The organism is Streptomyces sp. NPDC087787, assembly GCF_044743035.1.
Lineage (GTDB): Bacteria > Actinomycetota > Actinomycetes > Streptomycetales > Streptomycetaceae > Streptomyces.
On record NZ_JBIUVQ010000007.1, the window covers coordinates 181093 to 205468 of the forward strand.

Annotated in this window: 21 protein-coding genes; 15 read left to right on the plus strand and 6 right to left on the minus strand. The window is 70.9% G+C overall.

The genetic code is table 11. From position 1 onward, the window contains the following. Positions 1 to 159 precede the first annotated feature (159 nt). From ccrA to pssA, 7 genes are all read left to right on the plus strand, one after another. Positions 160 to 1497 (plus strand): crotonyl-CoA carboxylase/reductase, encoded by a 1338-nt coding sequence (gene ccrA / locus ACIOWN_RS13890; RefSeq protein ID WP_401982375.1) that lies wholly within the window; start codon positions 160 to 162, stop codon positions 1495 to 1497. Between the two features lie 9 nt (positions 1498 to 1506). Next, positions 1507 to 3555 carry a protein meaA gene (locus ACIOWN_RS13895; RefSeq protein ID WP_362353590.1) on the plus strand — a complete coding sequence of 683 codons (2049 nt, stop codon included), beginning with the start codon at positions 1507 to 1509 and terminating at the stop codon, positions 3553 to 3555. Next, positions 3552 to 4568, plus strand: coding sequence for a CoA ester lyase (locus ACIOWN_RS13900; RefSeq protein ID WP_362353588.1), 1017 nt, complete (start codon positions 3552 to 3554; stop codon positions 4566 to 4568). The genes ACIOWN_RS13895 and ACIOWN_RS13900 overlap by 4 nt, the downstream gene beginning before the upstream one ends. 15 nt (positions 4569 to 4583) lie before the next feature. Further along, positions 4584 to 5108 carry a MaoC family dehydratase gene (locus ACIOWN_RS13905; protein WP_362353586.1) on the plus strand — a complete coding sequence of 175 codons (525 nt, stop codon included), beginning with the start codon at positions 4584 to 4586 and terminating at the stop codon, positions 5106 to 5108. A 3-nt stretch (positions 5109 to 5111) separates the two neighbouring features. After that, positions 5112 to 6317: an acyl-CoA dehydrogenase family protein gene (locus tag ACIOWN_RS13910; protein WP_362353584.1), complete on the plus strand. Its 1206-nt coding sequence runs from the start codon at positions 5112 to 5114 to the stop codon at positions 6315 to 6317. Between the two features lie 171 nt (positions 6318 to 6488). Next, positions 6489 to 7145: a phosphatidylserine decarboxylase gene (locus tag ACIOWN_RS13915; RefSeq protein ID WP_100566584.1), complete on the plus strand. Its 657-nt coding sequence runs from the start codon at positions 6489 to 6491 to the stop codon at positions 7143 to 7145. Between the two features lie 22 nt (positions 7146 to 7167). Next, positions 7168 to 7986: a CDP-diacylglycerol--serine O-phosphatidyltransferase gene (gene pssA, locus ACIOWN_RS13920; RefSeq protein ID WP_100566767.1), complete on the plus strand. Its 819-nt coding sequence runs from the start codon at positions 7168 to 7170 to the stop codon at positions 7984 to 7986. A gap of 832 nt (positions 7987 to 8818) precedes the next feature. Here pssA and ACIOWN_RS13925 read toward each other — a convergent pair. Beyond that, positions 8819 to 9961: a glycerate kinase gene (locus ACIOWN_RS13925; protein ID WP_401982376.1), complete on the minus strand. Its 1143-nt coding sequence runs from the start codon at positions 9959 to 9961 to the stop codon at positions 8819 to 8821. Positions 9962 to 10144: 183 nt separating this feature from the next. On the opposite strand from ACIOWN_RS13925, the gene ACIOWN_RS13930 reads away from it, so the two are divergent. The 4 genes from ACIOWN_RS13930 to ACIOWN_RS13945 all read left to right on the plus strand — a co-directional run bounded on the left by ACIOWN_RS13930 (position 10145) and on the right by ACIOWN_RS13945 (position 13403). Continuing rightward, positions 10145 to 11230 carry an ADP-ribosylglycohydrolase family protein gene (locus tag ACIOWN_RS13930; protein WP_401982299.1) on the plus strand — a complete coding sequence of 362 codons (1086 nt, stop codon included), beginning with the start codon at positions 10145 to 10147 and terminating at the stop codon, positions 11228 to 11230. A gap of 236 nt (positions 11231 to 11466) precedes the next feature. Further along, complete coding sequence (locus tag ACIOWN_RS13935; RefSeq protein ID WP_362353970.1) at positions 11467 to 12009, plus strand: DUF3558 family protein; 543 nt, start codon at positions 11467 to 11469, stop codon at positions 12007 to 12009. 91 nt (positions 12010 to 12100) lie between these two features. After that, the gene (locus ACIOWN_RS13940; RefSeq protein WP_362353972.1) at positions 12101 to 12592 is read left to right on the plus strand and encodes an NUDIX hydrolase; all 492 of its coding nucleotides are present in this window, start codon (positions 12101 to 12103) and stop codon (positions 12590 to 12592) included. 76 nt (positions 12593 to 12668) lie between these two features. Further along, complete coding sequence (locus ACIOWN_RS13945; RefSeq protein WP_401982301.1) at positions 12669 to 13403, plus strand: SIR2 family NAD-dependent protein deacylase; 735 nt, start codon at positions 12669 to 12671, stop codon at positions 13401 to 13403. Positions 13404 to 13430: 27 nt separating this feature from the next. On the opposite strand, the gene ACIOWN_RS13950 is transcribed toward ACIOWN_RS13945, so the two are convergent. Both ACIOWN_RS13950 and ACIOWN_RS13955 read right to left on the minus strand, forming a co-directional pair. Then, positions 13431 to 15503 (minus strand): LysM peptidoglycan-binding domain-containing protein, encoded by a 2073-nt coding sequence (locus ACIOWN_RS13950; RefSeq protein ID WP_401982302.1) that lies wholly within the window; start codon positions 15501 to 15503, stop codon positions 13431 to 13433. A gap of 218 nt (positions 15504 to 15721) precedes the next feature. Continuing rightward, a complete protein-coding gene (locus ACIOWN_RS13955) occupies positions 15722 to 16201 on the minus strand; it encodes a hypothetical protein (RefSeq protein ID WP_362353978.1) in 480 nt (159 codons plus the stop codon). A gap of 347 nt (positions 16202 to 16548) precedes the next feature. Here ACIOWN_RS13955 and ACIOWN_RS13960 point away from each other — a divergent pair, with 347 nt between their 5' ends. Continuing rightward, complete coding sequence (locus ACIOWN_RS13960; protein WP_362353979.1) at positions 16549 to 16761, plus strand: DUF6228 family protein; 213 nt, start codon at positions 16549 to 16551, stop codon at positions 16759 to 16761. 363 nt (positions 16762 to 17124) lie between these two features. Here the strand turns inward: ACIOWN_RS13960 and ACIOWN_RS13965 are convergent, their stop codons facing one another. The 3 genes from ACIOWN_RS13965 to ACIOWN_RS13975 all read right to left on the minus strand — a co-directional run bounded on the left by ACIOWN_RS13965 (position 17125) and on the right by ACIOWN_RS13975 (position 19713). Continuing rightward, entirely contained in the window at positions 17125 to 17601 is a 477-nt protein-coding gene (locus ACIOWN_RS13965; protein WP_401982304.1) for a hypothetical protein, read from the minus strand. Between the two features lie 85 nt (positions 17602 to 17686). After that, the gene (locus ACIOWN_RS13970; protein WP_362353983.1) at positions 17687 to 18169 is read right to left on the minus strand and encodes a methylated-DNA--[protein]-cysteine S-methyltransferase; all 483 of its coding nucleotides are present in this window, start codon (positions 18167 to 18169) and stop codon (positions 17687 to 17689) included. 11 nt (positions 18170 to 18180) lie between these two features. Then, the gene (locus tag ACIOWN_RS13975) at positions 18181 to 19713 is read right to left on the minus strand and encodes an AlkA N-terminal domain-containing protein (RefSeq protein ID WP_362353985.1); all 1533 of its coding nucleotides are present in this window, start codon (positions 19711 to 19713) and stop codon (positions 18181 to 18183) included. Positions 19714 to 19912: 199 nt separating this feature from the next. Here ACIOWN_RS13975 and ACIOWN_RS13980 point away from each other — a divergent pair, with 199 nt between their 5' ends. The 3 genes from ACIOWN_RS13980 to katG all read left to right on the plus strand — a co-directional run bounded on the left by ACIOWN_RS13980 (position 19913) and on the right by katG (position 24285). Continuing rightward, entirely contained in the window at positions 19913 to 20503 is a 591-nt protein-coding gene (locus tag ACIOWN_RS13980) for a DUF488 family protein (RefSeq protein WP_401982306.1), read from the plus strand. A gap of 99 nt (positions 20504 to 20602) precedes the next feature. Further along, on the plus strand, positions 20603 to 22027 hold the full coding sequence (locus ACIOWN_RS13985; RefSeq protein ID WP_362353988.1) for a LytTR family transcriptional regulator DNA-binding domain-containing protein: 1425 nt from the start codon (positions 20603 to 20605) through the stop codon (positions 22025 to 22027). Between the two features lie 38 nt (positions 22028 to 22065). Then, positions 22066 to 24285: a catalase/peroxidase HPI gene (gene katG, locus ACIOWN_RS13990; RefSeq protein ID WP_401982307.1), complete on the plus strand. Its 2220-nt coding sequence runs from the start codon at positions 22066 to 22068 to the stop codon at positions 24283 to 24285. Positions 24286 to 24376 lie beyond the last annotated feature (91 nt).

Consider the following 24376-nt stretch of genomic DNA (forward strand, 5'->3'; position numbering starts at 1 on the left):
CAACCTCCCGCGCCACAAAGCGCTGCCGAAAGCCCCACCCGCCGAACCGACGGCACCCGGCCGGACCACCGGCCCCCTCACACCGCCCCTCAGCAGCACCGACGTAATCCTCAGCGCCCCTCCCCCGGGGCGCTCGACGCCGGAGGCAACACCGTGACCGTGAAGGACATCCTGGACGCGATCCAGTCGCCGGACGCCACGTCCGCCGACTTCGCCGCCCTGCCACTGCCCGAGTCGTACCGCGCGATCACCGTGCACAAGGACGAGACGGAGATGTTCGCCGGGCTCGCCACCCGCGACAAGGACCCGCGCAAGTCCCTCCACCTGGACGAGGTGCCGGTGCCCGAGCTGGGCCCCGGTGAGGCCCTGGTGGCCGTCATGGCCTCCTCGGTCAACTACAACTCGGTGTGGACCTCGATCTTCGAGCCGCTGTCGACGTTCGGCTTCCTGGAGCGCTACGGCCGGCTCAGCGAACTCACCAGGCGCCACGACCTGCCGTACCACATCATCGGTTCCGACCTGGCCGGTGTCGTCCTGCGCACCGGCCCCGGCGTCAACGCCTGGCACCCCGGTGACGAGGTCGTCGCGCACTGCCTCTCCGTCGAGCTGGAGTCCAGCGACGGCCACAACGACACGATGCTCGACCCGGAGCAGCGCATCTGGGGCTTCGAGACCAACTTCGGCGGCCTCGCCGAGGTCGCGCTCGTCAAGTCCAACCAGCTGATGCCCAAGCCCGGCCATCTGAGCTGGGAGGAGGCTGCCGCCCCCGGCCTGGTCAACTCCACCGCCTACCGTCAGTTGGTCTCCCGCAACGGCGCCGGCATGAAGCAGGGCGACAACGTGCTCATCTGGGGAGCCAGCGGCGGACTCGGCAGCTACGCCACGCAGTTCGCCCTCGCCGGCGGCGCGACCCCCGTCTGCGTCGTCTCCAGCGAACAGAAGGCGGACATCTGCCGCGCCATGGGCGCCGAGGCGATCATCGACCGCACCGCCGAGAACTACCGGTTCTGGAAGGACGAGCACACCCAGGACCCCAAGGAGTGGAAGCGCTTCGGCAAGCGCATCCGCGAACTCACCGGCGGCGAGGACGTCGACATCGTCTTCGAGCACCCCGGCCGCGAGACGTTCGGCGCGAGCGTCTACGTCACCCGCAAGGGCGGCACCGTCGTCACCTGCGCCTCCACCTCGGGCTACACCCACGAGTACGACAACCGCTACCTGTGGATGTCCCTGAAGCGCATCATCGGCTCCCACTTCGCCAACTACCGCGAGGCCTGGGAGGCCAACCGCCTCATCGCCAAGGGAAAGATCCACCCCACGCTGTCCCGGGTCTACTCCCTCGAGGACACCGGTCAGGCGGCGTACGACGTGCACCGCAACGTGCACCAGGGCAAGGTCGGCGTCCTGTGCCTGGCGCCCGAGGAGGGCCTCGGCGTGCGCGACGAGGAGATGCGCGCCCGGCACCTCGACGCCATCAACCGCTTCCGGAACATCTGAGAGGCGCACATGAGTGAGCGTCAGACACCCAGGGCCCACGGGGACAGAGACCGGCCGTGGCTCATGCGCACCTACGCCGGCCACTCCACGGCCGAGGCCTCCAACGAGCTGTACCGGCGCAACCTCGCCAAGGGCCAGACCGGTCTGTCGGTGGCGTTCGACCTGCCGACGCAGACCGGCTACGACCCCGACCACATCCTCGCCCGCGGCGAGGTCGGCCGGGTCGGCGTGCCGGTCGCGCACCTCGGCGACATGCGCCGGCTGTTCCAGGACATCCCCCTGGAGCAGACGAACACCTCGATGACCATCAACGCCACCGCCATGTGGCTGCTGGCGCTGTACCAGGTCGTCGCGGAGGAGCAGGGCGCGGACATCACCAAGCTCCAGGGCACGACGCAGAACGACATCGTCAAGGAGTACCTGTCCCGCGGCACCCACGTCTTCCCGCCGGGCCCGAGCCTCCGGCTGACCACGGACATGATCGCGTACACGGTCTCCCACATGCCCAAGTGGAATCCGATCAACATCTGCAGCTACCACCTCCAGGAGGCGGGCGCCACACCGGTGCAGGAGATCGCGTACGCGATGTCCACCGCGATCGCCGTCCTGGACGCGGTGCGCGACAGCGGCCAGGTGCCGCAGGAGCGCATGGGCGACGTCGTCGGACGGATCTCCTTCTTCGTGAACGCGGGCGTCCGCTTCGTCGAGGAGATGTGCAAGATGCGGGCGTTCGGCCGCGTCTGGGACCGGATCACCCGCGAGCGGTACGGCATCGAGGACCCCAGGCACCGCCGTTTCCGCTACGGCGTCCAGGTCAACTCCCTCGGCCTGACCGAGGCGCAGCCGGAGAACAACGTCCAGCGGATCGTCCTGGAGATGCTGGCCGTCACCCTCTCCAAGGACGCACGCGCGCGTGCCGTGCAGCTGCCGGCCTGGAACGAGGCCCTCGGCCTGCCCAGGCCCTGGGACCAGCAGTGGTCCCTGCGCATCCAGCAGGTGCTGGCCTACGAGTCGGACCTGCTGGAGTACGAGGACATCTTCGAGGGCTCGAAGGTGATCGAGGCGAAGGTGGCGGACCTGGTCGAGGCGGTGCTCGCCGAGATGGAGCACATCCAGGAGCTGGGCGGCGCGATGGCCGCCGTGGAGTCCGGCTACCTGAAGTCGCAGCTGGTCGCCTCGCACGCCGAGCGCCGGGCCCGGATCGAGTCGGGCCAGGAGAAGATCGTCGGCGTCAACGTGTTCGAGGGCACCGAACCGAACCCGCTCACCGCCGATCTGGACACCGCGATCCAGACGGTCGACCCGGCGGTCGAGGCCCGCGTGACCGACTCGCTCCAGCGCTGGCGCGACACCCGCTACCAGCCGCCGTTCAACCACCCGCGCCCCTGCAAGGCGCTGGAGCGGCTGAAGGAGGCGGCCAAGGGCACCGGCAACCTGATGGAGGCCACGCTGGAGTGCGCCCGCTCGGGTGTCACGACCGGCGAGTGGGCCGGGGCCCTGCGCGAGGTGTTCGGCGAGTTCCGGGCGCCCACCGGCGTGTCGTCGGCGCCGGTCGCCGTCAGCGCCGAGGAGGGCTCGGCGCTGGCCGGGGTGCGCCGCAGGGTGGAACTGACGGCCCGTGACCTCGGGGTGGGCAAGCTGCGCTTCCTGGTCGGCAAGCCGGGCCTGGACGGGCACTCCAACGGCGCCGAGCAGATCGCCGTACGGGCCCGCGACGCCGGATTCGAGGTGGTCTACCAGGGCATACGGCTCACCCCCGAGCAGATCGTGGACGCGGCCCTGGCCGAGGACGTGCACGCGGTCGGCCTGTCCATCCTGTCCGGCTCGCACGCCCGGCTCGTGCCGGACGTGCTGGAGCGGCTGCGCCGGGCCGGCGCCGCCGACATCCCGGTGATCGCCGGCGGGATCATCCCGAACGGCGACGCCGAGCAGCTCAGGGCCGCCGGAGTGGCCGCGGTGTTCACCCCGAAGGACTTCGACATCACCGGGATCATCGGCCGTATCGTCGACGAGATCCGGAAAGCGAACAAGCTCGACCCCTTGGAGGTCCCCGCATGACCGCCCACCCGTCGCCCACCACCGCCCTTCCAACGGGCGGCTCCGCCGCACGGCCTTCTTTCGACCGCCTTCGTCCCCGGCGCTCCTGCCTGGCCGTGCCGGGCAGCAACCCCCGCTTCCTGGAGAAGGCGCAGGGTCTGTCCGCCGACCAGGTGTTCCTGGACCTGGAGGACGCCTGCGCGCCGCTGGCGAAGCCGGAGGCGCGGCACACCATCGTCAAGTTCCTCAACGAGGGCGACTGGACGGGCAAGACGAGGGTGGTGCGGGTCAACGACTGGACGACGGAGTGGACGTACCGCGACGTCGTGACGGTGGTCGAGGGCGCGGGCCGGAACCTGGACTGCATCATGTTGCCGAAGGTGCAGGACGCCCAGCAGGTGGTGGCGCTCGATCTGCTGCTGACGCAGATCGAGAAGACGATGGGCTTCGAGGTGGGCCGCATCGGCATCGAGGCGCAGATCGAGAACGCCCGGGGCCTGAACAACGTCAACGAGATCGCGCAGGCCTCCGGGCGGCTGGAGACGATCGTCTTCGGCCCGGCCGACTTCATGGCGTCGATCAACATGAAGTCGCTCGTCGTGGGCGAGCAGCCGCCCGGCTATCCGGCGGACGCGTACCACTACATCCTGATGAAGATCCTGATGGCCGCGCGCGCCAACGACCTCCAGGCGATCGACGGTCCCTACCTGCAGATCCGCAACGTCGAGGGCTTCCGTGAGGTGGCGGGGCGGGCCGCCGCGCTCGGCTTCGACGGCAAGTGGGTGCTGCACCCCGGTCAGGTGGAGGCCGCCAACGAGGTGTTCTCGCCGTCCCAGGAGGACTACGACCACGCCGAGCTGATCCTGGACGCGTACGAGTACTGCACGTCCGAGGCGGGCGGCAAGAAGGGCTCGGCGATGCTCGGCGACGAGATGATCGACGAGGCCAGCCGGAAGATGGCGCTGGTCGTCGCGGGCAAGGGCCGCGCGGCGGGCATGCGGCGCACGTCGAAGTTCGAGACGCCCACCGACTAGAAAGGCCTGAGCGGCATGCAGTTCGGACGGACCTACGAGGAGTTCGAGGTCGGGGCCCTCTACAAGCACTGGCCGGGCAAGACGGTCACGGAGTACGACGACCACCTGTTCTGCCTCCTGACCATGAACCACCACCCGCTCCACATGGACGCCAACTACGCCGAGAAGACGACCGACTTCGGCAGGAACGTCGTCGTGGGCAACTACATCTACTCCCTGCTGCTCGGCATGTCCGTCCCGGACGTCTCCGGCAAGGCCATCGCCAACCTGGAGATCGAGTCGCTCAGGCATGTGGCGCCGACCTTCCACGGCGACACGGTCTACGGCGAGACGACGGTGCTGGACAAGTGGCCGTCGAAGTCGAAGAGCGACCGCGGCATCGTCCACGTAGAGACCAGGGGCTACAAGCAGGACGGCACGCTGGTGTGCGTCTTCCGCCGCAAGGTGATGGTGCCGACCGAGACGTACACCAAGGAGCGCGGCGGAGAGCAGCCGGGCCGCCCGGAGCCGAACGTCCCTTCGGAAAAGACGGAGAAGTAGGCCATGGCCCGACTCGCCCAGACCGCCGGTCTGACAGACGTGCAGCAGGAGATCGTCTCCACCGTCCGTGACTTTGTCGACAAGGAGATCATCCCGGTCGCGACCGGCCTTGAGCACCGCGACGAGTACCCGCAAGCGATCGTGGACGGCCTGAGGGAACTGGGCCTGTTCGGCCTGATGATCCCCGAGGAGTACGGGGGCCTGGGCGAGTCGCTCCTCACCTACGCCCTGTGCGTGGAGGAGATCGCCCGCGGCTGGATGTCGGTGTCCGGCATCATCAACACCCACTTCATCGTCGCGTACATGCTCAAGCAGCACGGCACGCAGGAACAGAAGGACCACTTCCTGCCCCGGATGGCGGCCGGCGACATCCGCGGCGCCTTCTCCATGTCGGAGCCCGCCCTTGGCTCCGACGTGTCGGCGATCACCTCCAAGGCGGTCAAGGACGGCGACGAGTACGTCCTGACCGGCCAGAAGATGTGGCTGACCAACGGCGGCACCTCCTCCCTCGTCGCCGTCCTGGTCCGCAGTGACGAGGGTCACCCCGAGGGCACCGCGCCCCACAAGTCGATGACGACCTTCCTGGTGGAGAAGGAGCCCGGCTTCGGGGAGGTCCGCCCCGGCCTCACCATCCCCGGCAAGATCGACAAGATGGGCTACAAGGGCGTCGACACCACCGAACTCATCATGGACGGCCTGCGCGTACCCGCCGACCGGGTACTCGGCGGCACCACAGGCCGCGGCTTCTACCAGATGATGGACGGCGTCGAGGTCGGCCGGGTGAACGTCGCCGCCCGGGGCTGCGGCGTCGCCCAGCGCGCCTTCGAGCTCGGCGTGGCCTACGCCCAGCAGCGCCACACCTTCGGCAAGCCGATCGCCCAGCACCAGGCCATCCAGTTCAAGCTGGCGGAGATGGCCACCAAGGTCGAGGCCGCCCATGCCATGATGGTCAATGCCGCCCGCAAGAAGGACTCGGGCGAGCGCAACGACCTTGAGGCCGGCATGGCAAAATACCTGGCCTCCGAATACTGCAAGGAGGTCGTCGAGGACGCGTTCCGCATCCACGGCGGGTACGGCTTCTCCAAGGAGTACGAGATCGAGCGCCTGTACCGTGAGGCCCCCATGTTGCTCATCGGTGAAGGCACCGCCGAGATCCAGAAAATGATCATCGGCCGCAGACTGCTCGAAGAGTATCGGTTCCAGGGCTGAATGTCCGTCTACGGGGTGTTTTCTTCGAGAAGAAGATCACACCCCGTCAACGGTGTTCGACAGCCGACTCGGCAGCTCGGCTTACCCAGTTGTGGCCCTTAACCGCTACGATCGCGGAAAGCCGCCGTCCCCCGTCGAAAGCGCGGCATCATCCGCTTACGAAGGTCATCCATGCCCCACAGCCAAACCCCTGCACATCGTGACAGCCTGGCCGGCGTACGCCTTGCGCGCGGAGCATCGCCGTGGCTTCTCCCGACCGTCGCCACCGCGGCCGTCAGCCTGCTGCGCGCCCGCCGCTCGGGTGCCGCCAAGGCCGTAGCCGTTCCCGCCACCGCGCTGGCGGCGGGAATGCTGTGGTTCTTCCGGGACCCCGAGCGCGAGATCGCCCAGGGTCGCGTCATCTCGCCGGCCGACGGTGTGGTGCAGAGCATCATGCCGTGGAAGGACGGCCGTACCCGCGTCGCGATCTTCATGAGCCCGCTGAACGTCCACGTCAACCGCGCCCCGCTCTCCGGCACGGTCACGTCGGTCGAGCACGTCCCCGGCGGCTTCGTTCCGGCTTTCAACAAGGAGAGCGAGAACAACGAGCGGGTCGTCTGGCACTTCGACACCGAGCTCGGCGACATCGAGATGGTGCAGATCGCCGGCGCGGTGGCCCGCCGCATCGTCCCCTACATCCCGTCCGGCACCAAGGTCGAGCAGGGCGAGCGGGTCGGTCTGATCCGCTTCGGCTCGCGCGTCGACCTGTACCTGCCCGAGGGTGTGGACGTCGCGGTCGAGGTCGGCCAGAAGACCGTGGCTGGGGTGACTCGCATTGACCGTGATTGATCCCGAGACCCAGGCCGGCTGGGTGCCGGAGGCGGACGAGGTGGACGAAGAGGAGGAGATGCCCCTCTCGTTGCGGCTGTCGATAGCGGACACCCTCACCCTGGGCAACGCGACCTGCGGCTTCATGGCGGTGTACTTCACCACCACCGGCATCCTGATCCCGCACCTGACCGGCAACGACGAGTCGGCGGGCATGGCCCGGCACAGCGCCGCCACGGCGGTCATCCTGATGCTGTGCGCGGCGGTCTTCGACCTGTTCGACGGCCTGGTCGCGAGGAAGCTGCGCTCCTCCCCCATGGGCGCCGAGCTGGACAACCTCTCCGACCTGATCAGCTTCGGCCTGGCGCCGGCGTACTTCGTCCTCGTCTACGGCATGGTCGCGGACGACGCCCACCAGAGGGTGGCGGCCCTCGGCGCGATCGTGGTGCTGCTGGCTGTGGTCCTGCGGCTCGCCAGGTTCTCCTGCGTGACGCTGAAGGACGGCATGTTCCAGGGCATGCCCTCGCCCTTCGGCGCGCTGACGGTGGTCTCCATCGTCCTGCTGGAGCTGCCCTTCGTGGCCACGCTGCTGGCGATCCTCGGCACGGCATGGCTGATGGTGAGCCGCGTGGAGTACCCGAAGCCGAGGGGCCGCCTCGCGGTGGCCATGCTGTCCTGGATCGTCCTCTCGATGGGCCTCCTGGCAGCCTGGGCCTTCGACGCCCCCAGCGGCCAGCTCCTCCTCCAGACCGGCTGCGCCCTGCAACTGGTCATGGGCGCGGTGATCCCCCTCTTCGCCACGGCCCGCCGAGTGAACAACTTCCGCGACAACCGCCGCGAGGCACGAGCGGCCCAGCCGTAACGCTCCGCTGCACCCGCCGGACTCCGAAGGGCCCCGAACCGAGAGGTTCGGGGCCCTTCGCTGTGAGGTGGGACGCCGGGGGCGCGGACCGGGTTTGGGGGCGGAAGCAGGAGCGGTGGGCTGGGGCTGGGCGGAGGCGACAGGGGGAGCGCATCCCCGCGGGGGCGAGGCCTGGGACGACGCCCCGCCGGGACACGGGGGCGGAGCCAGCCGAGGCCTGGGACGACGCCCCGCCGGGACACACGGGCGCACCCCTACGGGTGCAGGGGCGGAGCCCCGCCGGGGTCTGGGGCGGAGCGCCGCGGGGTGCAGGGGCGCAGTCCCGCCGGGGTCCGGGGCAGAGCCCCAGAGCAGGCCCCCTCGACCCACCGAGTCGGGCGGGCGGCTGAGCCAGAACCCGGGCGGAACCCCGCGGGGTGCAGGGGCGCAGTCCCGCCGGGGTCCGGGGCAGAGCCCCAGGGCACGGCCCCTCGACCCACCGAGTCGGGCGGGCGGCTGAGCCAGAACCCGGGCGGCGCCCCGCGGGGTGCAGGGGCGCAGTCCCGCCGGGGTCCGGGGCGGAGCCCCAGAGCAGGCCCCCTCGACCCACCGAGTCGGGCGGGCGGGTGGGCCAGAAACCGGGCGGAGCCCCGGCGCGGACTGCGACAGAGCCCGCCAAGGCCTGAGGCGGAGCCCCGCCCCGGGGGTGCAAGGGCGCAGCCCCGCCGGGGTCCGGGGCGGAGCCCCAGAGGACGGGCACCACCGCACCCACCGAGTCGGGTGGGCGGGTGGGCCGGAACCGGGGCGGAGCCCCGGGCAAAAGGCGCCCACAGGCCGGTGGGCAGGGCGCGGCTCAGCCCAGACAGTCGGTGCCGATTCGTTCGGCGACCCGCTCCAGGATCGGCCCCGCCTCCGCGATGCACGTGGCAACGTCCGGCTCGATCTCCGTCAGCGCGTACGCTCGCCGGATCCCGGCACGTTCCAGAACCTCCGGCGCCAGCGCAAGACGCCCGCAGACCGCGACGACATCCTTCCCCGCCGCCCGCGCCGCCGCCGCGACCCCCGCCGGAGCCTTCCCGTGCAGCGTCTGCTCGTCCAGGGATCCCTCACCGGTGATCACCAGCGAGGCCCGCTCCAGCGCCGGGGCGAAGCCCAGCACATCGAGCATGACCTCGATCCCCGCCCGGAACCGCGCCCCGAGCAGCATCGCCCCGAACCCGATACCACCCGCCGCACCCGCCCCCGGCGACGCCGCATAATCAGCGGCCCGGTTCCCGGCCCCGCCCACACCCTCCAGCACCTTCGCGAAGTGCGCGAGCGCCGCGTCCAGCGTCGCCACGTCCTCCACCGACGCACCCTTCTGCGGCCCGTAGACCGCCGGCGCACCCTTCGGCCCGGTCAGCGGATTGTCGACGTCACTGGCGAGCACCAGCTCCACTACGGCGAGCCGCGGGTCGAGCCCGGACAGGTCGGCCCGGGCGAGTTCCGCCAGCCCCCCGCCCCCCGGAGGGATCGGCTCCCCGTCCGCGTCCAGGAACCGCGCCCCGAGCGCGGACAGCATCCCCGCGCCCCCGTCCGTCGTCGCGCTCCCGCCCACGCCGAACACGATCGTGCGCGCCCCCGCGTCCAACGCGGCCCGCAGCAGCTCCCCGGAGCCGTACGTGGAGGCCGTAAGCGGCGCGAACACACCGGCGGGCAGCCGCTGCAACCCACTGGCCTCGGCCATCTCCACGACCGCCGTGTCGCCGCGCAGCGCGAACGCGGCGGTCACCTCGTCCCCGAGGGGACCGGCGACCCGTACCTCCCGGCGCTCGAACCCGGCCGCGACCGCCGCGTCCACGGTCCCGTCGCCGCCGTCGGCGACGGGCAGCGCCTCCACCTCCACGTCCGGCGCGACCCGGCGCAACCCGGCCGTCACACGCTCGGCGACCTGCACGGCCGTCAGCGAGCCCTTGAACTTGTCCGCGGCGACCAGCACCCTCCGGGTGCCTCCCACTGCAGCGTCCGCCACCTTGACATCCCCTTGCTCTCCGGGGCCCCGCACGTCAGGGCCAGTCGCGCCGCTGCGACCTTAACCGGCGACCGCCCCCGCCGTCATGCCCCGCCCGGACCGTGAGAAGCCCCTGACGTGCCGGTGAACCCCGCGCGGCCACCCCCGGAATCCGGTAGACCGGTTCCCATGAGCGCTGTGGACACCGCCGTGGACGCCGGACCAGGGCTCGCCGACCGCATCCTCGGCGGCTGGCTCGGCCGGATCGCCGGCAACATGCTCGGCAAGCCGGTGGAGCAGGGCGAGGTGTGGACGCGCGACCGCATCGACCGCTATCTGCGCGCGGCCGGCGCGCTGCCGCTCACCGACTACCTCCCCGAACCGGCCGTCGACGACGCCGGCCCGCCGCTTCGCCCCGAGTGGCGAAGCTGCGTACGCGGCCGGATCCACGGCAGCTGCCGCGACGACGACGTCGACTACGCGATCCTGGGCCTGGACCTCCTGGAGACGCACGGCTTCGGCTTCACCACCGAGCAGGTCGGCGAGCTGTGGCTGCTGCGCCTGCCGTACCTCCAGACGTTCACCGCGGAGCGGGCCGCGTACCGCAATCTCGCCAACGGGCTCAAGCCACCCCTGACGGCCACGTACGGCAACCCGTACCAGGAGTGGATCGGCGCCCTGATCCGCGCCGACATCCACGGCTGGACCAGCCCCGGCGACCCGCGCCGCGCCGCCTCGCTGGCCCGCCGCGACGCGGTGCTGTCGCACACCGGCAACGGCGTCTACGGCGCCATGTGGGCGGCGGCACTGATCGCGGCGGCCTTCACCGCGCCGACCGTCCGCGCCGCCGTCGACACCGCGCTGACGGTGATCCCGGCCGGCAGCCGCCTGGCCCGCACGGTGCGCCGGACGGTCGCCCTGCACAAGGCCGGCCTGGCCTGGGAGGACGCGCTCGACGTGCTCGCGGACGAGACCGCGGGCCTCGGCTGGATCCACACGGTCCCGAACGCCGCCGTCATCACGGCCGGTCTGCTCTACGGCGGCGGCGACTTCACCCGCACCCTCGCGCTGACCGTCCGCGCCGGCCTGGACACCGACTCCAACGGCGCGACGGCCGGCTCGGTGGCCGGCGTCATGACGGGCGCGGCGGCCGTACCGGCCCAGTGGAAGGATCCCCTCGAGGACACGGTCCGCAGCGCGGTCTTCGGCTTCGACGGCGTCCGCGTCAGCGAACTCGCCGAACGGACCCTGCGCCTGGCCCTCCTCGACGCCTGACGGAACCGGACAGTCGGGGTCCGGTGGCCGCCGACTTCTGCTACGGCATGGTGCGTTCCGTCCGGTCTTCTCACGCTTCTTCACAACATGAACACGCCACGGTCACCAATCCGCACACACGCGGACTCCCACCCCGCGAGCCGGGATCCTGGTCCGGCAACGTCCCCACCAGCCCTGACGGTCGGCAGAAACGCAGAAGCGACTCCAGAAGCGACGCCAGAAACCAGGAGAACGCCATGACCCTGACCCGTGTGCACCGAGGCTCGGCACTGCTGTCCACGACTCTGCTCGCTGTCCTCGGCCTGGCAGGCTGCGGCGGCTCCGGCGAGAAGGCGCCCGCGGCCGGCACCGCGCCTTCCGCGACAGTTTCACAGGGTGGAGCCGCCCCCTCCGCTCCGCCGAAGAAGGCCCCGTCGGACCCCTGCGCGCTCATCTCCCTTCAGGAGGCGCAGGAGCTGGGAGGTACATCCGTCGAGGGACAGAAGAGCGAGGACACCGCGGGCGGCTGCAGATACACCCACGAGGGGGTACCGATCGCGTCCACCATTCAGGGGGACGAGGCCCGGCAGTTCATGGACGACATGCTCCGGGCAGCCGATCGCAAGCCGCTCGCCGGCATCGGCGACGAGGCGACCGCCTACGACGACAAGGAGCACGGGACGTTCGGGCTCCTGTTCCGCAAGTCGGGCACCTGGGTCGCGATGACCGTGGTGGCGGACCGGCCGGACAACGACCGGCGTCTGGAGGAGCTGGCCCGAAAGGTCTCCGCCCGGATGTGAGCACGCCGAAGCGCCGGTCCCGGCGCCTGGGTGCGGGACCGGCGCTTCGGCGCGTCGCACCGACTGTCACGAGGCTCGTTACCCTTCTTGGATGACCACTGCGGACTACGCCACGTACATCGCCGGGCTCCCCCGGGTCCTCGCCGCCGCCGCCTGCGTCTTCCGTGACGCGGAGGGTCACGTGCTCCTCGTCGAGCCCAACTACCGGGACGGCTGGACGCTGCCCGGCGGCACCGTCGAGTCCGACGACGGGGAGACCCCGCGCCAGGGCGCTCGCCGCGAGACGCTGGAGGAGATCGGTCTCGACCGCGAGCCGGGGCGGCTGCTCACCGTGGACTGGGTCCCCGGGACCGGACGGCCGCCGCTGGTGGCGTACGTCTACGACGGCGGGCTCCTCACCGACGACGACCTCAAGTCGATCCGTCTCCAGGAGGAGGAACTCCTGTCCTGGCGCCTGGTCGCCCGCGACGACCTCGCCGCCCACCTGCCGGGCGCCCTGGGCCGCCGCGTCCTGATCGCCCTCGACGTCCTCGCCGACGGCACGGGCACGGCGGAACTGGAGAACGGCCACCGCCCCGGCTGACCCCAGGCCGCCCACGGACCGGTCCCACACGAATATCCGTTCGCCGCCCAGCCCCCGCCGCCCTACCCTCGGCTGCATGACCAAACCCCTCGTCGCCATCCTCAGCGGTGCGGGCGTCTCCACCGATTCGGGGATCCCCGACTACCGCGGGCCGAACGGGCTGTGGCGGCGGGATCCCGAGGCCGAGAAGCTCGTGACGTACGAGTACTACATGGGCGATCCGGAGATCCGGCGGCGGTCCTGGCAGATGCGGCGCAAGAACCGCGCGCTCACCGCCGAGCCGAACGCCGCGCACCGGGCCGTGGCCGAGCTGGAGCGGGCCGGGGTGCCGGTCAGGGTGATCACGCAGATCGTGGACGGACTGCACCAGCTCGCCGGGATGCCCGCCCGCAAAGTGCTGGAACTGCACGGCAGCGCGCGCAGTGTGGTGTGCACGCGGTGTCATGCACGCGGGCCCATGGAGGACGTCCTCGCCCGCGTCGACGCAGGCGAGGACGATCCGCCGTGCCTGGACTGCGGTGGGATCCTGAAGTCGGCGACCGTCATGTTCGGCGAGCGACTCGACCCGGTGGTGCTCGGGGAGACAGTCGCGATCACCAAGGCGTGCCAGGTGTTCATCGCGGTCGGCACCAGCCTCCAGGTGCAGCCGGCCGCCGGACTCGCGGGCGTGGCCGCCGACCACGGCGCGCGGCTCATTGTCGTGAACGCCGAGCCCACCCCTTACGACGACATCGCCGACGAAGTCGTACGGGAACCGATCGGGACCGCACTCCCCAAGCTGCTGCGCCTGCTTGGGGAGACCGGTTCCTGAGCGCCACCGCCACTTGTGTACGAGTGCTCAGTGAAGGGTGAGGCGCTGACCCGGCGTGATCAGGTTCGGGTCGCGTCCGATGACGGTCTTGTTCCTCCCGTACAGCGCCGACCAGGACTCACCGTGGGCACGGCCGATGCTGCTGAGGGTGTCCCCGGGCTGCACGATGTAGGGGTCGGCGACAGTCCCGGTCCGCTTTCCGGTGGGCGGATCGGCTGCCGCGGTCTGCTGGCTGCAGGAGGTGGGAGTCGCTGAGGAGGGCCGCGTCGGTACGGGGGTGAGGGGGGTGCAGACCGGGGTGGCGAGTCCGATGAGTTCCACCAGCCCTGTGCCGCCGGCGGGTGGGACGAGATTCGACCAGTTGTTGGCCAGCCACACGTTGCCGGACTGGTCGATCTGCACCGCGGTGAGGTGCTGGAGCGCCTTGCTCCGGAAGCCCTGGGAGGGCGACAGGATGGTGCCGGTGGTGCTGCCGGGCGGACAGGCAGCGGTGTTGGTGCCGCACAGCGTCCACACGCTCGGGGTGAGGAAGCCGGCGACCCACACCCGGTCGGATCCGTCGACGGCGACCGACCAGGGAAGTGTCTTCTCGGGCAGTTTGTGCACGCCCGCGACGGTCCCGTTGGGCGTGATGCGGGTGACCGCGCTGCTGAAGTAGCTGTTGACCCAGGCGTTGTTCTTGGAGTCGATGGCGATGCCCAGGGGCCATTTGAACGAGCTGCTCTCGATGGGCGAGGTCGCCGTGGGTTTGAAGTCGGGCCCGATCACGGTGACGCTGCCGCCGAACTTGCCGATGAGAGGCGCCAGGCGCGTGTTCACCAACTGGGCTCCGCCGAGGCCCGCGTTGCTGACCCAGGCCCGTCCGAATCCGTCGATCTGGACGGCGAACGGGTGGTTGAGACCGCCGCCAGTGATCTTGATCGCCTTGGACGGGTCACCGTGCGGGTAGACGACCACGTTGCCCTCGCCCGGTGCGGTCTCCAGGCCGTAGTTGTTCGCGATCCACACATTGCCCCGCTGGTCCACGGCGATTCCCTGCGGGTGGACGAGCCCGCCGTTCTTCCACCCGGTGGGAGGCGAGAGCGGTTTGCCGGTGGCCGAGTAATGCGCGACCGAGTTGCCTCCGTAGCTGCTCATCCAGACGGAGCCGTCCGGGGCGACGGCGGCACCCCAGTCGCCGCCCTTCATACCGCCACCCTGGATCGGACTGCCCAGGATCGGGCGGCCCGTCGGGTCGAGCACGCTGATGTACGGAGTGGGGTTCCGGGTGCCGGGCAGCCAGTTGTTGGACGCCCAGGCGTTGCCCTTCGCGTCGAAGGCGATGCGACCGGGGGCGTACAGGTTGGTGTCGGTGTAGCGCAGCGCCAGTATCCAGGCCGTGGGAGGCGCGGCGAGCGCCGGGGCGTAGTGGTTCGAGGTACGCGCCAGGCGGTGGAGCTCTGCCGGGGCCAGTGTGGGGTTGCGGACCAGGTTCAGCACCGCCTGCACGGTGTCTCGGGGAGCCGCGCCGCCGGGCGGTGTCGCCAGCCGGAGCAGGCTCTCGCACCGCGTGGTGTCCGACACGCAGAGGGAGACCAGGTTGGCGAGTGTGTTGAGAGTGGCGAGGGTTTCATTGGTGTTGCCGTTGTTGGCGTCGGTGACCACCCCGCCGGGCTTGCCGGTGACCGGGTCGGCGAGGTTGAACGCCGTCGCCGCGGCGTTCTGCAGTCCCGGACCCGGCCCGTCGATACCGTGTTGACCGCTGAACTGGGCCAGGGCGTAGGTGGCTGCGACGGTGGTGAGTTCGTTGACCCGTACCTGGCTCGTCGTCCGTGCGGGAACCGCGCCGCCCTCACCGACCGCCACCACGGAGCGCAGTCGCAGTCGGCGGGCATCGGCCGGTGCGGCCTCCACGTACAGCACTCCGGCAGCGGTCCGGGCGTAGGGAATCTCGAAGGCTCCGGTGGCGTCGGTCCTCGCGCGGCCCAGTTCCCTGACCCCTTGGCGGGAGCCGGCGAAAAGCGTGACCTGGACACCCTGAAGAGGCTTGCCCGCGCCCGTGACGGTGCCGTGCAACGGGCCCGGCGCTGCGCTTGGGGACGAGGCCGGGACGTTCGCCACGCCCAGAACCATGGCCGCCGACGCCGCAGCGGCAGAAGCCCACAGCGAGGACCCCTTGCGTCTTTGCCTCCGGAGGCGACTTACGGATGCCGGCCTTCGGCCGGGTATGCCAGAGGAGCTCATGGGCCGTGAACCTTTCACTGGAGTAGTCGGCTCGGGCGGCCGAGCGGCCCGGCGGGCGCGGACCGATCGGGTACGGGGCAGGCCCGTCGCTGCGGCTATCCGGCTACGGCTTCCCCGGTCCCAGGAAGTGTGCGGTCGACCTCCGGCACCCTGAGAGCGAACCAGCCGACCCTGACCCCGAACAGCCAGACCACACCGAGATACAGGCCCTGGCCGACCTGGCGCATCTCGTCGCGTACCCCGCGGGCGGCAAGGGAGATCCTGGAGTAGTCGATGACGATGCACTCCTGCTCGTCCATCAGGCTCGGGCCCTTGTAGACCTGGGCCAGGACGGCGAGCACATCGAATGAGGTCATCCGGTTGCTCAGGTAGCCCTCGGAGTCGAAGACCTTGCCCCGCCACACGGCCACGCGGACCAGCCGGGCGAGAGGACGGGCGAGCCAACCGCCACCCCACCGCACGATGCCGGTGCCCTCCAGCGGACCCTTGGGAATGTCACCGGCCGGGCTCCTGCCGAAGAGTTCCACGAGGCCGTCATCACCGGCGTCGAGCAGGTCGCTCTCCGTGAGTACCACATCGTCCTCCTGGCGGTCGCAGGAACCGTTGGCCGTGCCGCGCTGTGGCCGCGTTCGCCCAGGCGTGACGCCGTTGTCCGTGCGGCGCGCACACCATGGGTTGGCTATCCGAGCTTGGACGCGACCGGCTGCACACCACCACCGCTGTTAGGCCAACGGGGTAGCGGTCCGCCGGGACCGTCAGCGTCTCCGTCGCAGCGGGGAGCTCGAGAGGGCGCCAGGCGGTCTCAGGAGGACAGGTGGGGAAGAAGAGACTTCGCGGGTCGTGCTCCGTCCGCAAGGATTGCGGGCGATCCCAATCGGCGGCTGAACGACCGCCTGGAACGACCCTCACGAATCTGCTTCCGATGACGCCTGGCTGCACGGTCGCCGTCGCCGAGTCGGCATCGATCTTCTCGGCGGAGCACCGCTCCGGTGGTTACGTCGAACTGACCTGGGGTATCCACGACCGGGCACCGTCCGAGACCTGGCATCTCGAGACCACCACGGTGCACGCGGCAGGTGAGGACATGCGCACTCTCGCCGCCGAGATGCACACGTTCCTTGCGAGCGTCGCGTAGCGACCGGAAGCCGGGACCTGTATGCCGACCGGGGGTATGACTTCGACAAGTACCGCCGCCTGCTGTGGGAGCGCTGCCTGTGTCGGCTACGCCGTCAGGTACCAGCCGGGCAGCCCCGGCGCTGCCGTGCGGTTCAGCACCTCCAACAGCACCTCGACCATTCACAAGGGCACGGTGCTGTGCATCGTCACCACCGAGCAAAACCTGGCGATGCCGGAGATCACCGAAATCGTCACGCGATGCCCAGGGCGGGCACGGCAAGACCCTGGGCCGGCATCACGAGTTCAAGTTCGGTAACGAAACAAGCCCCACCCGGGCCGGCTCCTCCACACGTAGTGCCAATTACTCCTCGCCGGCTCGGACTCAGGTGTCGTAACAGCCGTCCCAGGGGGCGTAGAAGCCCAGGCCGTCGGGATAGAACTCGGCCCACACGCCATCGGCGTCGTCGCCTTCCTCTTCCTCCTCTTCCTCCAGGACCAGGCCGAACAAGGCTCCCTCGAACTGGACGGAAAAGGGTGCGATCGCGATGTCCTGGTACTGCCGCTCCGGAAGGGCGTCCAGCCACTCGGCGAGCAGCCGACGGGCTGCACTGATCGCCTTCTTTTCGCCGTCTGCCGTGGTGCCGGTGAACTGGATCCGTGAGTTCAGGTGCCGGCCGGTCTCGTCGAACTGATGCAGCACAGCGCACCAACGCTTCTGGGACTCCCAGTCGTCGCCACTCCAGCCCTCGGGGAAGGCCGCGGTGACTGAGGCGAAGAACTGGCCGCCCCGCCACCGCCCGATCGTGCTCGTGCGGTAGTCAGGCTCATGTCTGATCGGGATGGCATCTGGGACACTCACGGGTGCACCATAGGCGCTGCCCAGGACAACGGTTGATGGAGACCGGACCTGTTGGCCATACTCAGGCAGATCACGAACTCTTTCCTCAGAAGAGGGCCGCTCCCCGTTCGAAGTCCAGGAGGCGCTGCTTTCTGGGCAGGCCGCCGCCGTAGCCGGTGAGACTGCCGCCCGTGCCGATCACGCGGTGGCAGGGGACGATGATGCCGACGGGGTTCTTGCCGTTGGCGAGGCCCACCGCGCGGGAGGCGCCCGGGTTGCCGAGGGCGGTGGCGAGGTCGCCGTAGGAGCGGGTCTCGCCGTAGGGGATCTTCCGGAGTTGGTCCCAGACGCTGCGCTGGAACGGGGTGCCGTGCAGGCGCAGGGGGACGGTGAACTCCTTCAACTCGCCCCCGAAGTAGGCGTCCAGCTGCTCGACGGCCTCGCCGAAGGGGGCGTCGTCCGGCTCGCCGAAGGACTCCTCAGGCGGGCGGTGTCGCTGCTCGGTCATGTACAGGCCGCACAGGACGCCGTCGTCGGCGACGAGGGTGAGCAGGTCGTAGGGGCTGTCGATCACGGTGTACCGCTTCATGGCGAACGTCCTCAGACGGGAAGGAAGTTGATCGGGTGGCTGTCGGTCGCCCACAGGTACTGCACGGCGTACGCGCGCCAGGGCCGCCAGGCCGCCGCGCGGGCGGTGAGCGCGGCCGGGGTGGACGGCAGGCCGAGTTCCTGTGCGGCGCGCCGGATGCCGAGGTCGGTGGGGAGGAAGGCGTCGGGGTCGCCGAGGGCGCGCATGGCGATGACGTCGGCGGTCCAGGGGCCGAAGCCGGGGAGTGCCAGAAGCCGGGCGCGGGTCTCCTCCCAGTCGCTCTCCACGCCCAAGTGAAGTGTTCCGTCGCCTAGTTGACGGGCCAGGGTGAGCAGGGTCGTGCGCCGGGTGCGGGGCATCGCCAGTGACTCGGGGTCGAGGGCGGCCAGGGCCTCGGGCGCGGGAAAGAGGTGGGAGAGGCCGCCCTCGGGGTCGTCGACGGGCTCGCCGTGCGCGGCGGCCAGGCGGCCGGCGTGGGTGCGGGCGGCGGCTGTGGAGACCTGCTGGCCGAGCACGGCCCGCAGCGCGAACTCCTCCTCGTCCACCGTGCGCGGCACGCGCCGCCCCGGGGCCTTGTCGACCAGGGGCGCGAGGAACGGGTCGGTGCGCAGTTGGTCGTCGATCGCGACCGGGTCGGCGTCCAGGTCCAGCATGCGCCGGCAGCGGCTGATGGCGACCGGCAGGTCCCGCATGTCACCCAGGGTGAGGCGGCAGGCGATGTGGTCCGGCTTCGGGGTCAGCGCGGCGATCCCGTGGCCGTAGGGCAGGCGCAGGGTCCTGCGGTAGGCACCGTCGCGCCACTCCTCGACGCCGGGTACGGCGGTGGCCGCGAGGTGGCCGAAGAGGTTGTCCGGGTTGAGCGGGGCACGGAACGGCAGGCGCAGGCAGAGCGCGCCCGGGGTGCCCGAAGAGGCGCCCGGGGTGCCCGGGGCGCCGGCAAGCTTGCCGCTCCCGGTCGTACGCGCCCGCACCGGAACCCGCGTGCGCAACCCGCTCGGCGACAGGGCGAACACCTCGCGCACGGTGTCGTTGAAGGTGCGGATCGAGGAGAAGCCCGCGGCGAAGGCGATCTCCGCCATGGGCAGATCGGTGGTCTCGATCAGCAGCCGGGCGGTCTGGGCGCGCTGGGCGCGGGCGAGTGCGAGCGGTCCGGCGCCGAGTTCGGCGCGGAGCTGGCGTTCGATCTGGCGGGTGCTGTAGCCGAGGCGGGCGGCGAGTCCCGGCACGCCCTCGCGGTCCACGACTCCGTCGGCGATCAGCCGCATGGCGCGGGCCACGGCGTCCGCGCGCTGGTTCCACTCCGGTGAGCCGGGGCTGGTGTCGGGGCGGCAGCGCTTGCAGGCCCGGAAGCCGGCCTGCTGGCAGGCGGCCGCGCTTGGGTAGAAGGTCATGTTCTCCGGCTTGGGCGGCACCACCGGGCAGCTCGGCCGGCAGTAGATGCCGGTGGTCAGCACCGCGGTGAAGAACCAGCCGTCGAAGCGCGCGTCCTTGGACTGGACCGCGCGCACGCAGCGCTCCCGGTGGGTGTGCATCCCTTTCTGCATGCCTCCAGCATCCGGCACCGGACGGGCCGGAGCTAGCGGGAATCCGACATCGCCCTTGTATGTCCTGGGGCCGTGCCCATCGCCCTCGCACAGGGCGAGATCCTTCGACGCTCCGGAGCCGGACGGCGATCCTGGAAGCGGCGATCCTGAGAGCGGCGATCCTGAGAGCGGCGATCCTGAGAGCGGCGATCCTGGAAACATGGAGCAGCAGCCGCTCGTCACCTTCGGACACGGTACGGCGGACCGCGAACGCCTCACGGAGCTGGTCCGCGGGGCGGGGATCGCCGCCGTCGTGGACATCAGGACCGCACCCGGAAGCCGCCACAACCCGGATGCGGGCCGTGAGCGGCTGCGGCAGTGGCTGCCCGAGGCCGGGATCTCCTACCGCTGGGAATCGCGACTGGGCGGCTTCCGCAAACTGCCTGCGGACTCACCCGACACGGTCTGGCGCAACGACGCCTTCCGCGGTTACGCCGCACATACGCGCACGGCTGAGTTCGTCGACGCGATCGCGCAGCTCCTGGACGAGGCCGCAAAGCGGCGGACGGCCGTCATGTGCGCGGAGGCGGTCTGGTGGCGCTGCCACCGACGCATCGTCGCCGACTTCGTGGTACTCGCCCGGGGACGGCCCGTCCTGCACCTGATGCCCGACGGCCGGCTCGTCCCTCACCGGCTGAGCGAGGGTGTGCGTCTGCGTGAGGACGGACTGCTCGTATACGACGGTCAGGGGAGTAAGGGATCTTCGGACCGCCCCGAGGAGGGACGCGCGCAGTCAGGCCGCGGTACTTAGTGCCGGGCGTCGCGAGCCGGTGAACCTTTCCGGTCGCGGCACTAGGGTGGGGAATGCAGTTCCGTGGTGACGGGGAGGGGCCAAGGGTGGTTCTGAACCATGAGGGATGTACATCGACTCCAGTCCGTCCCGACGAGCCGGGGCAGCGGCAGCGTGCTCGCGGCGTGGGAACGGTTCGTGCAGGGCGAGGACCACGTCCCGGACGTAAGGCCCCTGGTGGCGATCTCTTGGCATCGCTGCCGGGAGCAGTACCGGGTCGATCCGCACCTCACGCGGGCCCCGGTGGCCGTGGCGGAGCCCGACCACACGCCCGAGCAGGATGTCGTGTTCGCCGAGCTGGGTTTCCGTGCCGCCTCCGTGGCGCACGAGGTGGGCAGTCTCGGCGGCGTCGTCACCGTCACGGATGCCACCGGCCGGATCCTGGCCGAGTGGGGTGATCAGGCCACGCTCGCCCGAGCCGGCGAGTCCCGTCTGGCGCCGTGGTTCTGCTGGTCCGAGTGCGCGGCCGGCACGAACGGCATGGGCACCGCGCTGGAGGCGCACGGCCCGGTGGCGATCACGGGCGCGGAGCACTGGTGCCGGGCGTTCCACGACTGGGTGTGCGCGGGCGTCGCGGTACGGGACGTGGTGACCAGGGAACCGCTCGCGGTCCTGGGCATCTGCTGCTGGCGCAACCCGCTTCCCGAGTCCGCGGGCGGGTGGCTGGCGAACGCGCTCACCATGACCCAGTACCCGCTGAAGAGGCGCGCCCGGGACAGCGGCGCCGAGCTGGTCGCGGCCTGTGCCCAGGCCAGGGCGCACTCCGGTGGGGCGCTCGCGGCGGTGGACACCGCGGGCAAGGTGGTGATCGCCGACGACATGGCGAGCGTGCTCCTTGGCGTCCCCGCCTGTACTCCGGCGGTCGACCCGACACTGCGCTGGAGTCCCGGGCTGCCGGAGCTGATCGCGGCCGTCCGGTACGCCACCGGGCAGGCCGCCCACGACCCCGGCTGGGTGGGCTCGACGCAGATCTTCCCCCGCCTCGCCGACGAGCCGACGTCGATCGGATTCCGGCCCGTGTTCTCGTCCGGGCACCTGATCGGGCACCTGGTCTCGTTCGGTGCCTCCGACGGCGCGCGGGTGCCGCGGGTGGAGGGGCCCGCGGACGCCCGGCCCGCACACCCCCGGCCCACGCGTCCTCGAGTGGGGCCGCGCCGGCTGGTCGCGGTGCGCGGCAACCGGCTGGTGCTGTTGCGGCTGCCGGAGGTCTCCTTCGCCGAGTCGCGGGGAAACGACGTGTGGCTCTCCACCGATCAGGGCCGGCTGCGGGCCGCTTCCATGAGCCTGGACAAGCTCGACGGAGAGCTGGCGGACGCCGGTTTCCTGCGGGTGCACCGCCGGTACGTGGTCAACCTCGACCGCATCCGGGAGATCGAGCGCGGACTCAAGGGCGAACTGTCCCTGGTCATGGACGGCCACGCCGACGGCGTAGTGCCGGTCTCCCGGCGGAACGCGCCGGCCGTGCGCCGGGCACTGGACCTCTGAGTCCGCCCGTACCACCACTGTCCCGGAAGGAGGTTCCCGTGACCGGCAGCCAGGGTCCCGTCGCTGGCGGGAGGAGCGGGGGCGGGAGGAGTGTCGGGGGCGCGGCCAACCGCGACTGGTGGCCGAACCGGCTGGACCTGGGGGTCCTCCGCAAACACCCCGCCGAGGCCGACCCCATGGGCGCGGACTTCGACTACGCCGCGGAGTTCCTGACCCTCGACTTCGACGCCCTGGCACGGGACGTCGACGAGGTGCTGACGACGTCGCAGGAGTGGTGGCCGGCCGACTTCGGCCACTACGGGCCGCTCGTGATCCGGATGGTGTGGCATTGCGCCGGAACGTACCGCGCCGCCGACGGCCGCGGCGGCGCGGGTGCCGGCATGCAGCGTTTCGCGCCGCTGAACAGCTGGCCGGACAACCGCAACCTCGACAAGGCGCGCCGGCTGCTGTGGCCGGTGAAGAAGAAGTACGGCCGCAGGATCTCCTGGGCGGACCTGATGGTCTTCGCGGGCAACCGGGCCCTGGAGACGATGGGCTTCACGACCTTCGGCTTCGCCGGCGGCCGGGCGGACGTGTGGGAGTCCGACGAGGACGTCCACTGGGGTCCCGAGCGCGCCTGGCTCGGCGACGAACGCCACAACGGCGTCCACGAGTTGGACAGCCCCCTGGCCGCCGACCAGATGGGCCTCATCTACGTCAATCCGGAAGGGCCGAACACCGTCCCGGACCCGCTCACCGCCGCCCGGGACATCCGCGACACGTTCCGGCGCATGGGGATGAACGACGAGGAGACCGTCGCGCTGATCGCGGGCGGCCACACGTTCGGCAAGACCCACGGCGCGGCCGACCCGGACACCCATCTCGGCCCCGAGCCCGAGGGCGCCCCGCTCGAACAGCAAGGCCTGGGCTGGAAGAGCGGTTACGGCACCGGCAAGGGCGCGGACGCCATCTCCAGCGGCCTGGAGGGTACGTGGACGCCCACCCCGACGACCTGGGACAACGGGTTCCTGGAAACCCTGTTCGGCTACGAGTGGCAACTGGAGCTGAGCCCCGGCGGGCTGTGGCAGTGGATCCCCAGGGACGGCGGCGGGGCCGGCACCGTGCCGGACGCCCACGACCCGTCGGCGAGGCACGCCCCGACGATTCTGACGACGGACCTCGCGCTGCGCTCGGATCCGGTCTACGAACCCATCGCGCGGCGCTACCTCGAACACCCGGACCGGCTCGCGGAAGCGTTCGCCCGGACCTGGTTCAAGCTGACGCACCTCGACATGGGCCCGGTCCAGCGCTACCTGGGACCGCTGGTCCCCCGGGAGACGCTGCTGTGGCAGGACCCGGTACCCGCCGTGGACCACGAACTCGTCGGCGAGGCGGACATCGCCGCGCTCAAGAGCCGGATCCTCGCCTCAGGACTGTCGGTCCCCCAGCTCGTCTCGACGGCGTGGGCGTCGGCCTCGACCTTCCGTGCCGGCGACAAACGGGGCGGGGCGAACGGCGCGCGCGTCCGCCTGGAGCCGCAGCGGGGCTGGGAGGTCAACGAGCCCGACACACTGGCACAGGTGCTGCGCACCCTGGAGGGGATCCAGGAGTCCTTCAACGGCTCCCAGGACGGGTACAAGCGGGTCTCGCTTGCCGACCTCATCGTGCTCGGCGGAGCCGCCGCCGTCGAACAGGCCGCCAGGACCGCCGGCCACGACGTCCGGGTCCCGTTCGCCCCGGGGCGTACGGACGCCTCGCAGGAGTGGACCGACGTGGAGTCCTTCGCCGCGCTCGAACCGGCCGCGGACGGGTTCCGCAACTACCGTGGCAAGGGCGACCGGCTGCCGCCCGAGCACTCGCTGATCGACCGTGCCGGCCGGCTGAACCTGAGCGCGCCGGAGATGACCGTGCTCGTGGGCGGCCTGCGGGTGCTCGGGGCCAACCATCAGTGCTCGCCGCTGGGCGTCCTCACCGCGACGCCAGGGGCGCTGACCAACGACTTCTTCGTGAACCTGCTCGACATGGGCACGGAATGGCAGCCGACGTCCGCGGCCGCGGAGACCTTCGAGGGCCGCGACCGCGCCACCGGAGAGGTCAAGTGGACCGCCAGCCGCGTCGACCTCGTCTTCGGCGCGCACTCCGAGCTGCGTGCCCTCGCGGAGGTCTACGCGAGCGACGACGCGCGGGAGAAGTTCGTACGGGACTTCGTCGCGGCCTGGGACAAGGTCATGAATCTCGATCGGTACGACCTGGCCCGGTCCCCGGTGCCGGGTGCCTGATGCCTGATGCCCGCCTGATGTGTGCGTGCCTGCCGGCGGCGGCCCATCGGGTGCGAACGGCGGCCGATCGCGGACGAACGGCAGGAGCCGA